The 12,704-nt window shown below is 38.6% G+C and carries 8 protein-coding genes; 1 reads left to right on the top strand and 7 read right to left on the bottom strand.

Translation table 11 applies throughout. The features are described from left to right. The coding region (locus CF596_RS14835) for a hypothetical protein (protein WP_206780810.1) at positions 1 to 297 on the top strand (297 nt) is incomplete at its 5' end. 145 nt (positions 298 to 442) lie between these two features. Here CF596_RS14835 and CF596_RS13315 read toward each other — a convergent pair. The 7 genes from CF596_RS13315 to CF596_RS13345 all read right to left on the bottom strand — a co-directional run bounded on the left by CF596_RS13315 (position 443) and on the right by CF596_RS13345 (position 12,256). Continuing rightward, positions 443 to 1,705 (bottom strand): N-6 DNA methylase, encoded by a 1,263-nt coding sequence (locus CF596_RS13315; RefSeq protein ID WP_096902750.1) that lies wholly within the window; start codon positions 1,703 to 1,705, stop codon positions 443 to 445. Positions 1,706 to 1,719: 14 nt separating this feature from the next. Then, positions 1,720 to 2,301 carry a restriction endonuclease subunit S gene (locus tag CF596_RS13320; RefSeq protein ID WP_096902751.1) on the bottom strand — a complete coding sequence of 194 codons (582 nt, stop codon included), beginning with the start codon at positions 2,299 to 2,301 and terminating at the stop codon, positions 1,720 to 1,722. A 184-nt stretch (positions 2,302 to 2,485) separates the two neighbouring features. Then, positions 2,486 to 3,493, bottom strand: a complete 1,008-nt coding sequence (locus CF596_RS13325; RefSeq protein WP_171325011.1) for an HNH endonuclease signature motif containing protein — start codon at positions 3,491 to 3,493, stop codon at positions 2,486 to 2,488. Positions 3,494 to 3,522: 29 nt separating this feature from the next. Then, entirely contained in the window at positions 3,523 to 7,506 is a 3,984-nt protein-coding gene (locus tag CF596_RS13330) for a hypothetical protein (protein WP_096902753.1), read from the bottom strand. Positions 7,507 to 7,511: 5 nt separating this feature from the next. Next, a complete protein-coding gene (locus CF596_RS13335) occupies positions 7,512 to 11,087 on the bottom strand; it encodes a hypothetical protein (protein WP_096902754.1) in 3,576 nt (1,191 codons plus the stop codon). A gap of 157 nt (positions 11,088 to 11,244) precedes the next feature. After that, a complete protein-coding gene (locus CF596_RS13340; protein ID WP_143228696.1) occupies positions 11,245 to 11,811 on the bottom strand; it encodes an IS630 family transposase in 567 nt (188 codons plus the stop codon). Continuing rightward, positions 11,801 to 12,256 (bottom strand): helix-turn-helix domain-containing protein, encoded by a 456-nt coding sequence (locus CF596_RS13345; protein ID WP_004973749.1) that lies wholly within the window; start codon positions 12,254 to 12,256, stop codon positions 11,801 to 11,803. The genes CF596_RS13340 and CF596_RS13345 overlap by 11 nt, the downstream gene beginning before the upstream one ends. Between the last annotated feature and the right edge of the window lie 448 nt (positions 12,257 to 12,704).

A 12,704-nucleotide genomic window follows, 5' to 3' on the forward strand; every position in this document is an offset into this window, starting at 1 on the left:
TTTGCTACCTGCTCCTGCAAGCCGATAGCGAGGGGCCATACCCTCATCTCTTACGCCGCTTGCTGCGGCACACTGAAATCAATAAACCACTTTATCGTTTTTCATGAAAAAACAGAGCACGTTAACCATGCTCTGCCTATAGCTTATTTAGTGGATAAATTTAGTACCATAGATGAACAATACAAATCATTTGGCATTAAATATGAATTAGATTTTTCTGCCATAAAAGACTGTAGGGCTCTATCCGCTTTTTCTAATAGGCTATTTGCCTGCTGTGTAGTAATCGGTACTGTTTGATGAAATGCGGTTAATTTTTTAGTGAACATACGTTTGGGTGAGAGCTGATTCATCATGACTCCGCTCTGACACCTGAAATTTGTTTCAAATGTTTAAATCTAAATTCAGTGATATGAGTAACATTTATTTAAGTAAGATTACTCATTCAAATGTTGTTTAAGAGCTGATTAAATTCATCCTTCACACTCAAATACTGACGTTGCTTTTCTTGCAGTACTGCAAGCTCATGCTCAAGATCTAACTGCTCAACTTCAATATGCACATCAAAATATTCCGTACAGTGTAAGCTATATTTATTGGCTTTGACCTGTTGGATAGTGACATTTTTTGACCACTCATTCTCCTGATCAACAGTGAGCAGTTCCTTAATTTTCTGTGCATCATTCAGGCTTAAATGAAGCTTTCTACGCTGACGCTCGCCTAAACCTCGTGCATCCACCATGCGAATGGTATCTTTAGCTTTGGCTTTATTTAAAATAAGTAAACTCATTTCAATATTTGAATCAGTCAAAATACCAGCAGGAAGTAAAACAACAGCTTCGACCCAATTTAATTGCACTATTTTTTCACGCAATTCTGCATCATACCCACCTCTGAATAGCCAGCCAGGGATAATCTGAAGGTATGCTTTACCATGCGCATTTAAGTTATATAGTGCTTGTTGAATCCACAGACTCTCAGATGCACTGGTAGGAATACGAGCAGTAATAAATAATTCTTTTAAATAATTTTGTCCTGCTACCAAGGATTCTAAGACCCTCATATTGACTGGTGGCGTACTCACTACAAGATCAACACCATAACTTGAAGAGCCTTCACTTAATGAATCTGCCCGCTGAATATCTGCCTCTTTTTCACTTAAGGCAAAAAGCAGTTTTGTCATCCCTACTGTTGCTTCATTGATATCACGTAATATAGGCTTTTGAGTATTAAGCTCGTGTGCTAATAATCCTAGACCACATGCCCCATCGTAAAGTGTTTTATCCTCTACTGAGCCAACGACCACTTTAAAAATATTGAGGATATTTTGTGAATCAATATTAAATATGCCCCAATTTTTATTTGAATTAAGTGCAAAAGCTTTTAATACTTCAAAAGCTTTTTCACCATAATTTTGATTATTCGGACACTCTTCCCGCAGGCTTAAAAACACCTGAACAATATTCACAAGCTGATTGGCGTTCCAACGAATTACATCCTTTGAAAACCAGTGTAATTCTTTTTCCGCTACAAAATCAGAAATAAAAGTTGAGATGTTATCGTGTGTTGATAATAGAATATTTTCACTTCCCTCTCTATTCTCTTTTACAAGATAAGCAATCAAAATAAATAGCTCTAATGCATCACTACGTGTCATCGTGCCTGTCATAGTCGATAAGGCATCTAAATATTCGACTGTATTTTTCATTTTTAATTTCCTATTTAGGCCATCAACTTTTGAAAAGCGGCATTGGTTGCTTTAATTTGTTGAAATTTCAGTTGCTCTATTGCATGCAAGACTTGATTATTTTTGTGAAATACTTCTGCTAATTTATGCTGTATGCCTAAGTCTGGTACTGAAATTTCAATATCCTTTAGACTGCTCACAGGAATATTCATAATCGTCGTACCTTTATTCAGACTATTGAGTACTGCTTGACCATATTCACTGTTTAAGAAAACAGTTAAAAATTCTGGTAAAGCAACTTCCGAATCTACCTTGATGACTAGACATGTTGCAGGAGCAAATAAATTTAATTTTTCCTGTTCTGTAGTCACAATTGAAGCTCGTAGATTTGTGCCCTTTGATAAAAAAACAATGTCACCTTCTTTTAGTTTCTTTTTTTCAATAAGCTCCTCATCGACAAATACTGTTTTCGTTGTACGAGTATCTACATCTAGAAAGCCTTTATCGTTGAGGCTTTGACCTGTCAATAAACGGACTTGGATTAAATTCTCTTCATGAATATCATTGAATTTATTGATTCCAACGGTAATACTTGAACATATCTCATTTAGTTTCATAATTACTCCAAATATGGTTTTGTAAAAACTATTATCAAATTTCCTTAAGCAAATAGTAGCTCTTCCAAACCATCTTGTAAATAGTTTTATTAAAACTTTTTCAATTAAAGCAATAAAACTTATTGATCGATAGATTAAATATCGAAATGTCGAGTAAGCAGTAACCTTAACTTAACAACTTCAATTATGAGCTGAAGTAAATATATCCATTATTTTTTGCTTGAACGTACGCCCACTCAGCCACCTTACGTGAGCGTTCTTTATCGGTCAGAAATCCCAACACAGATATCCGATCCACAATAATCAAATCCTGTTCTTCATTACGCTCTAGCCACTTATGAAAAAATTCATCAGATGCCAGTAAATTACTTTTCTTAGAATTACAGCTTGAATCTGCCAATACGAAGTTATGCCCTGTATCTGATGGATACATAGACCATGGAATGAAATGATCAACGGCGTAATTGCCATTTCGCATCGGTTTACTGCAGTAGAAGCATTTACAGTCTTGCAGCTCGACCAATACATTTGCTACCGCATTCAACTGGTTTCTACTCGGCTCAAACATGAATTGTTCAAGATTAGGTAATTGATTCAAGATGGCTGCATTGCTGCTGTTCTTACGGATATAGTCAATCCAACGTTTCTGGCAAAGCTCTTCAATGATCTCACTGAACTGTCGTAAGCAAAACATGACTTGAGGCAAAAGGATGAGCTGCTTTCCACACCGATCAAGCTGATATAAAAACTCAAAATTTTGACCATTGATGTTTTGCAAGTAGCGGACTGGCATGTCTTTTACAGTGCGAGCGACATCTTTAACTAGCTTCAACCACACCAATGAATCTCGTCTTAACAGTCCAAGGGATGAGTAACTCTGACGAAGCCCAATGATTCGATTTACAATCGCTGCTTGCTTACCATTATTCTGATTTAAAATCAGCTGCCCTTCATCATTAAAGGTATAGGGTACTGCTTGCTTCCAATACAGCTCGATAAACTTCTCAGCGATATCCGTATATTCGAGTAATAGACTCTCACCTGAATCTTCACCTTTTTCAATTGCTAATCGGCTTAGGCTAATTAGCAATGCAAATTTATAAGTGCTACTAAAACTACCTGACTGTAAAATCAGCTGAATATTTTTTAGAAATTTAAGTTGTTCTTGTGCCGTAGGTATATGCACATTAATCCTCTACTAAATAGATAATATAATTTGGATCATTCATTAAACATAGTCAAAGTATTCACCAAGTTTAATTCACGACAAAGCATGAAATTTGTCTGCTCGAACAACCTTTCAAACACTGGATGTCCTGATAATTGCTGAGTACCACGAAATGGATGATCCCTATATTCTGCCATTACCAGAAACTCTGCATTCCTCACTCTCAGCTCAAAGCTCAATGCATCAAACCAGTCTTTATCAAAGCTTTTGTCTTGAAGTTTAACCAACTCGTTTGCCGCTACCGGGTACGTCACCCAGAGCTTACGCATCATTCCCTGTTGCTCAACTTCCTTTGTATAGCTATCCGTTTCTGATTCAAGAACAGAAGAAATCATATTCGTGATCTCCCTGATATGCTTTTGAATGTTCTTATAAGCATTCAACTGAGGGTATCCCCTCTGCAGGGCGATTAACTCATTTAGGAACTTTCTTAAAGAATCTTGTGAGAGATTGTCATTGGCAATATCAAACGACTCCTTGTTACCGAAGTTTGAGCGATCTTCCATGATCATAGGCCCACAGATATAGATATTTTCAGGAATGGTCAAAGCATCTTCCTGATTGCTAATAGTGAGTAATCTGGACTTAAGCGAATGATTGTCCCGGCACCATTTCTCGTAGAATTGAAGTTCTTTTAACTCAGGCGTTAATGTAGGTGTGTAAAAACTTCGGTATTTGTTGGTCTTAGTGCTATAGGTGGAACTGAGCTTATTTGCTGAGTAAACCGTTTGGGCCTTCTCTACCACTGCCTTAAGCCTTCCAACCAGCTCACCTTCAGTTGCAGCAATTTTATACAGAACACTATTCACGTCCTTCATGAAATCCCTGATTAAAGATGCCAGACCCGGTTTATCACTGGCTCTATCCTTTACCTCACCAATTGGAATCATGGCAATCTGAGTTTTCTTAAAGCCAGCATCCCCAGTGATACGAGTATATAAAGTCCCACGGATCAGCATGAAAATAGAGAGCATATCCAATGAGCTCTTAACTTTATATTCAAGCTCTGTCTGAGTTTCATCATTAGATACCAAGTAGAAATCTTCTACCAGAATCGTCAGCAGTCGATCACGTTCATCGCCGTTGACCCACTCATTTTTCTCTTTATCCAAATATCCACCACGTCCCCGGTAAACAAGCTGGGCGATTTCCATCAAAGAGGCTTCAATTGCGAAACGAGGCATGGCAGCAATGATTGAATCACAGTTCGGGAACGAAATACCCCTAGCTGCAGTCGAAGTAATCAGTACGACTTGCAATGTCTCTTTGCGATCCAGCAACTCTGAACGGTGGTATCCTATTAATTGGCTATCAAAAATGCCAATCTTAGAACGTTCAACCACTCCTTCATCGACTAATGCATCTCTGAGTGCAGCCAGTGCATTTTTATCCTGAGCAAAGTAGATAACTTGCTTTTTACCATCTTCAAGATTCTTTTGAATAAGCTCGATAGCAGTCTGTTGAGTCCTTTCCCCAGCTTTCTGGCGAAATAGATGAGTCAGGTTCTTATCCAAGCCGAAATCATCTGTTTCAGGGACTACGGCGTATTGATTGAGCATATATTGGATTTTAAGATCACTTGCCGGGTAACAGTTCGCCATGATATGGATACTTGAACGAACACAGTTACCATCATCCAGATCTGCAGTCTGCATCTTGAATGGGAAATTACCCAAAGATGGAGAGATGAACATTTTTGCTGGTAACTGATCCTGTTTCTTCATGTAGTTCTGGATTGCATTCACATTACTGAGGGATGCATCAGCAAGAATCACAGTCACCGTAAATGGTGAATTACCTTGAAACGGTTCAATGAAGTTTTTGGAAAGGAATTTCAGCATCTCATTGATAAAAGTACGTGTGCCTGAATCCCCTGTAATTTCATCAAACATCACCACAATGTTAGGGAACTTTTTGGCAAACTCTCTACGTTCGATTTTGGCCTCTGTCGGCTTCTTATCGATTTTGTATTGGAACATTTTTTCCAACCCATCCAAACTGGAAGCTGCCACAGTTTTATTTTGGGTTTCCCTTGGGTTTCGTGGTCCAGCTGGGGTGGTGTTATATGGCATGAATGCCTGACTTGCTACAGTCATCGTCAGCTTATTGAGCTCTGGATGGAACCCAAGCAATTGCTGGGTCGCTTCCCCTAATGAATCAAACACTCTGGCAAACTTCTTATTGGTTGCCGTAATTTTAGATTCTGAGGTATTGGCATAGCGTCTATTGGCATTTGCATTCTGTTCCAGGTCTTTGAGCTTCCGGTATTCATCTTGTTTGAACAATAGAACACTTGAGCCATGATCTATCTTCAGATTTTCAACACCACCCACAATAGCGGCACCACGAGCATTCACCTTACAATCCTTATTGTGAATCTTCGAATAGATTTGCTGTGCCTGTGTCACCACATCACTGTTACTGGTAATCGTGGCTGAGATTTTAGATAGATCACCCACCACATCATCGTTAATCAACACTCGTGGACTGGTATAAAAGAAAAAAAAGCCTTCCAAATCTGCCAGCAAAGTCTTAACGCTCGATGTTTTCCCAATCCCCGGCGTACCAGTCAAACAGATGAAATTCACCCGACCTTGTTTACTTTCCTTCAGTGCCAGTACTACGGCGCATTTATGCAAATCACGTAAGGTGAATGAAGTTTTATTCTCAATTTTTCCCTTACGAATTGTTTTAAACTCAGCCAGCACCATCTCTTTAAGTTTTTGGTTATGGTCTTCGTCATCGACTTGCCGATCTATCAAGTCAAAAACCCACTCTAAAGCCAGTGGCTGGTTAGGATTCACAAAATCCTTAAGCCTTTCGGTAATAGTGAAAGTAAGATCCTGACCGTAGGAAATATCGCTAATATTTTTGGACACGATTTCCGAGATGTTTTTGACAGGTTCATTCACCAGATAATTCAGAATCTCAACTTGCAGTTTCGTACGTTCATCCATATCGTCCAGACTCAGAACGTTATCCTGATACTCCTTGCCCAGCTGATACATAATTTCCAGCTCTGGGGATTTACCTTTATCCGCAAATTCAGCAGAAATGTATTCACTTCCCCGGCTGGTAATCGCCATCACACTCAGACGAATATTTGGCATGTCATCTTGTTCAAACTTCCATTTAAAAGAATCAACAAAAGTGGTTGCATACGAGCAGCCTTGCGCCATCTTAAATAGGACTTTTTCCTTACGGACATAGGCTCTCAAGTATTCACGTAGATTTTTTGAGAACTTAAATGGGATCTCTTGAGCTTCTGCATTCACGTATGAGAAAACACTTTGGGATTCAGAATGTTTGATGTAACGCTTGTACTCTTGCAAATAGGTACAAGAATCCTTGGCGTTGAATTGTTCTGGTTCACCTAAAACGTAAAATAATGAATATTCCTGAACCAGCACATGATAGTTGGATTTGACTTTGATTACCGCCAAGAAATCAGCACGACCAAACATACCCTTACCAAACATTTTAGCGTGAGTAAGACTGAATTGCTGATTCCATGTTTCCAACGCCTTATCCTTGAAGGCTTTAATAGCAATATGTTCTTCCTCAGTTGTGTAGTCATCTACAGTGGTCTGGGTTATATCATTTGGCATTATCAATGGACACCAGATGCCAGATAAGCTCCAATTTGGTCTTGCATTCGCCGTTTTGGCCCTTGCAATACCTTTTGGCTTGATCTTTCTTAGAAACTCACGAGTATTGGTATAACCATGCCCGAATCCAGTTTTTATCAGTTGCTGAAAATAGCTTTCGATATTTTCATGGATAGCGGCATTAATGACATCGCTATATAGCGCTTCCTTCATTTCCTGAAAGACATCAGCAATCTGTTTACTATTCCATTCTGCTACTACAGGATGGCTGGCTGATAATAGCTTTGCATCAAGCAAAGCCATAATCGAACCACGTTTAACAGCGATCTCATAAACCTCGCCCCAAACTTTGGCTTCATTGTTCACCACGGCGCTTACTCCACATCATTCGCTAAAATTTCTTCAGCTCCCTCTGGAGTCGGCTCGATTGGCTCAATCAAGTCTTCATTCTTCAGAATAACGTATTCTTCGAGCTTGCCGATTAAGGCTGGCAGACTCATGACGACTTCGCCTTTATTTAGACGACTCGACACGATGACTTCACCAAGCTCTTGAATGCCAGTGGTGCCACGAATATGGGAAGGCTCAAGTACCGGAGTGAAGTTTTTGCCAGCTGTAGGACGTTCAGACTCAAAGTAATGCAGACCACGCAATACAGAGCGAATTGATTTCATTTCATTGGAATCATTCACATCAATAATTTTACTGTGCAATCTGATTCGCTTATCGTTATGAATAGAATCCTCCTGACTGGTTAGCATATAGAAATACGAACAAATACCATTCTGAGTACGAACACCCACAGTACGTTTAGTAGCAAAGCTATATACAGACAAAGATTGTTTATATTCTTTTTTATTGATGATCGCCGTATGGTACTGATGGTGCGGTACCTCATAGACACTACTGTTATCACTGGTTTTTAAGCTCAGTGCTGGGATCGTATCAGACTGGAATGGATAGAAATTCATATCCGGGAACAACTGATCAAGTTGATCCAAAGCGCTTTCACTTTCATGAATCAAGTTGCTGGTTTCAGTCTTACCGATCTTACGCTGTGCAAAATGGTGTGAAAGCAATACAACATCCTCAAAACCATCTGACTGCAGTTTTTCGATGATACGGTGCATCGCCTTACTTGTTCTCAGATTGTCTTCAGCAACTGGGGCATGACTGACCCTCTGTAGTGATAAGCGACCCTGTTTATCGTTGATACGCTCAAGTGTATAGACGTAGCAGATGTAGCCATAATCTGGTTTAAGCAGTAGCAAATCCTTCTGATGCCGATACTTAAATTCCACATCATTCTCAGGTCGAGAGTTATAGCTAATACAGGCAATTTTATCCTTAGTGCCCTCAAATGGGATGATGATTTCTGAATATCCTGACAGTGCTTCAATTGCAGCCTGAATACGGTAAGTCACTGTTTTATCCATAGCGAGATTCACCGGGGCACAAATTCGCTCACCATTTTGATTACCATAAGGCATAGGATCTGGTTGATACTTAAGGCCCTGTACCTTCACAATAGCATCATCATTGTTCAGCAACTTCTCAAGGGTATAAGCGGTGGCATACGCTCGTTTACACTCAGGATTAAACCCACCTTTCTGGAGCTTTTTAGATTTCCTTTGGAATTGGGCTTTTTCTTCATTCTCATGTTCATCAACTGAGTCAATTCGCATTACTGGTACATATAAGCGCTCTGCAATGCCCAGTTGATTTTTTACTTCTTTAACCAGATGTTTAAGGAATAGATGAATCGCAATCGAAAAACACGACGTACTAATGATCAAAGCATTTTCTTTTTCATCCAAACATAATTGAGCATGGCCGCCTTTTAAGTCACTCAATCGAAATAGCTTAGATGAATAATGAATCATGACCTTGTATTTAGATAACAAGTTGTCATAACTTAAGCTCTCAGGATGATAAAAATGTGGCAGCCCATTGTCGCTGACCTTCTTGTTGGTCGGCACCATCAATACTGGTAAACAAGGAATATTCAGATTACGAGCGACATCAAATTGATCTAGGTCGGTATTAGGATTCTCAATCGGTACCAACGTTCGAATTTTCAGTGTGGAATTAAACTCTATCTCGCTTAGGGCTTTACGAGCATAATCATTCTTTCGAATGAATTCGTCTTGGCTCATTTTCGCCAACTTTTTACGGCTAGCATCCACCATCGAGATGTAGCTGTAAAAGTTCGATTCTTTACCCTTAAATATACTAAAGAACTGTTCCGCATCTTCACCAATTGAACTCTTGAATACATCTAGATTCACAATACTTGGAAGGATGTAGAGTACAGTTTTAAGACTACTATCCTTTTCCATCTCACTAATGATGGAATCCAGATTCGCTTTTAGCGCTGTAGTGATCGTAGACGTGATCGCCTCCATTCGCTCATGCATTTTTTCGGTATTGAGCTTTTCGTCTAAGATACGAGTAAGGTTAAGTCGGATTTTTTGAGGATTTTTGAATGCATCAACCAGTTTATTGAATGCCCCTTCAAAATCTGAAATCTTCATGTCTGCCCCAGACAGGACGAAGTACATCAAAATGAGCTGAAACAGCTCTACTTGAGCAACGCGATCTGTACACTCTTTGCTTAAGCGATCTTCAGAAATCGGCTGACCTTTATCATCCACAATATCCTTCAGCAGCAATGCTTTATTGATAGTATGCAGACGAGCTTCATAAGCAGTAAGCATGGTATCCGTGTCCGAACGATACCCTTTGTCTGTCTTATAATTGATCCGCAACTTAGAGTTAAAAGAACTTACCTTTTCCTCTTTAACAAACTCACCATTCACCCGAAAGGCATAAGTGACTTCACGTTTTAGAGAGAGCCCTTCCTTATCCTCATGACGACTATCATTTATTTCAATTTTTGGTTTTACCCAAATTGGTAATGCGTCTGTTGCATTTACATAAGCTAGTAATGCATTAAAATCAACTTTACCTACAGCGCCATAGATAGCACCAAAATCAATGCCATAGTCTTTAATGGCTTCAGTCGTTTCATCATTCCAAGGTGCAATTCGATCACCGAAAATCTCAAAAAAAGCGACTGCTTTACGGATATAAGAAACAGCAGCTTCACGTTTAAATTCATTTCGTTCATTCTGCTCAATGTGATCAGCAATGATCTCCATTATTTTGAAGCAATTTCGGATACGTGCTCGTGGTAGTGCTTTAGTTTCTACAAAATGAAGTAAATTTTGGATGTCGTTATTTTCAACTGAACATTCAGCATCAAGAATTTCCTCCATACGTTCAGCAACCTCTAATGGCATCTTTTCGCCAGCTGAGTAGGACTGTTTCACGATGGCTTTAATAGCATCACGAACTTCTTTCACCCATTTAGGTTTGCTGAGTTCTTCCGTTACAGTGAAAAGTCGCAATTCGCCATCTTTTGCTTTTAAGTCGTTTGTATATTGCAAAGAAGCTACTTTAGATTGCCCTTTGACTTGCATAGGATATTGAGATTTTTTGGCAATCACTGGATCAGAATATTTGAGATCGCCTAAGAATTGGTTGAGAGAATTCAGTGCCATACCTGTCGGAGCATTTTGAAGTACTTGCTGAACAATTTCAGACATCACTTGGTCTAAATCACGATAGGTCTGGGCAGTTTTAGCTTCAGATTCCTTATCAAATAAAGTGCTTATTCTGAGTTTTGAATCTTCAGGTAATAATTGAATATCTTTGATGATGTTATAAATTGGCTTTGAATCGTTTTTAGTCCCGATCTGCTTAAATACTGCAGACACAAAAGCGGTGGCATCAAAATGCAAATTATGAGAAGGCCCATAATAATTGAAGAAATGATCTGGTTGATGGATTTTAAGAGTCCCCACCATAGCTTTTAATAAAGGGGAAAGAATTATTTTAGGTGCGAGTGTACTTAGTTCAGTACTAGAACCATTGTTATTTAATTGCATTAAGTTTTATCCATGACAAAGTTGGCACTAAGAGGCATTTTTATATTTATTAAATATCAAAATCCTCTGTCTGAACTTTGATCATATTTTTTTTAATTAAGAATGTAAATATAAGTTATTTAGAGATTTCTTAAATCGCCATACATATAAGTCTCCATTAAAAAGTAAACATGTATTCTTTTCCGAATAGGTTTGATACTTTCTCAACCCATTGCTCTATTTTGTCAGCTGCCATGACTTGAAAATCTCGCCAATAATATTTCATCTGCTTCCATACCATCTCGATTCGATTTAACTCAGGGCTGTAAGCTGGAATAAAATACAGATTCGTCGAAAAGTTAGTTTTAAGTAGCTCTCTGTAATCAGCCATCTTTTTACCTCTATGAATCGAGGCATTATCAACAATAAGAACCAATGGAAGGTTATACGTCTGTTTTACTTGTTGAGCTATTCCAGTTAAATAGGCATAAAACCAAGTGCTTGTAACTGACTCTTGTAAACAACTTGTCACCAGTTTCCCCGTTGAAAGCAAACACCCCATGACATTAACTCGTTTTAATCTTATTGCATCAACCGCATGAACATCACCTATCTTTGTCCATGCATAGCGGTTATCAGGTGTAGATGAAAACCCTGTTTCATCAACATAACCTAATATAATTTCACCACGTGCCGCTTGCTCTCGTAATTTTTCAATCTGCTGTGTTGCTTGTTCAAATGCAATCGGATCTCTTTTTTTTCAAGCTATGACGGGTACGCTTGAAGACCATACCTGAATCACGTAAAAACTTACGAATGGTTTCAACAGACACGGACACTTCGTATTCTTCATGTAGTTTGACTCGGATTTGTTCTGCATTGAGTGGACTTGTATTGACCCAATCTAGGATTTTCGCCTGATAGTCTGAGATCAATGTATTGGGCCGACCTGAGCGATGACCTTCTTTAATCGATTCAAACTCATACAATTCCCAACGTCGGCGTTGTAGCCTTATGGTTTCTGGGATACGTTCTTGTAGAGTGGCAACTTCCGCAACACTTTTACCTTCAGAAAGCCAGAGAATAGTTTGGGCACGTTGTCTTTCACGCCAATGTTTTGCATGCTTGGCCAGAAAAATGAGTCGTTCTCGCTGTTCTAAACTAAGTGGTACAGAAACAATTCGAGGCATGTGTGAACATCTGTTAACTAAAAAAACTTTTTCGCATGATTAGTTATTTTTGTCAACTTAAAAAAGTTTCAATTTTTTTGAAGAAGATTGATAGTGATGATTTAAATGAGTCAGTTAAGTTACCATCTTCTTATACAGATTTCATAATTAAAAACTATCCAGATCGTTATTTTTACTTTATTTCCAATCTAATAAAGTGTTGGAAATATTCTGATATTTCAACAAATAACTCTGAAATAAAGATTAAATGTAAAATTAAAAATTTCCGTTTACTACAGTTTGGGTACTTTTGTTTATATCTTTTCTTTGCGATGTGCTTAACTGTATTAGGGCTTTATAATGAATTAATCCTAAGTAAGAGAGGTGGTCCCACTTGTTTGAACAACTAAAAGCGTATTTATAAGTGATATTCCGCTCTAGTTAAGCCACCTTGTTTTGTTGGGGTAGC

The organism is Acinetobacter sp. YT-02, assembly GCF_002412355.1.
Classification (GTDB): domain Bacteria; phylum Pseudomonadota; class Gammaproteobacteria; order Pseudomonadales; family Moraxellaceae; genus Acinetobacter; species Acinetobacter towneri.

Coding starts and splice junctions, on each gene's coding strand:
- CF596_RS13315 (WP_096902750.1), bottom strand. CDS start 1,705: ATGAAAAATACAGTCGAATATTTAGATGCCTTATCGACTATGACAGGC.
- CF596_RS13320 (WP_096902751.1), bottom strand. CDS start 2,301: ATGAAACTAAATGAGATATGTTCAAGTATTACCGTTGGAATCAATAAA.
- CF596_RS13335 (WP_096902754.1), bottom strand. CDS start 11,087: ATGCAATTAAATAACAATGGTTCTAGTACTGAACTAAGTACACTCGCA.
- CF596_RS13345 (WP_004973749.1), bottom strand. CDS start 12,256: ATGCCTCGAATTGTTTCTGTACCACTTAGTTTAGAACAGCGAGAACGA.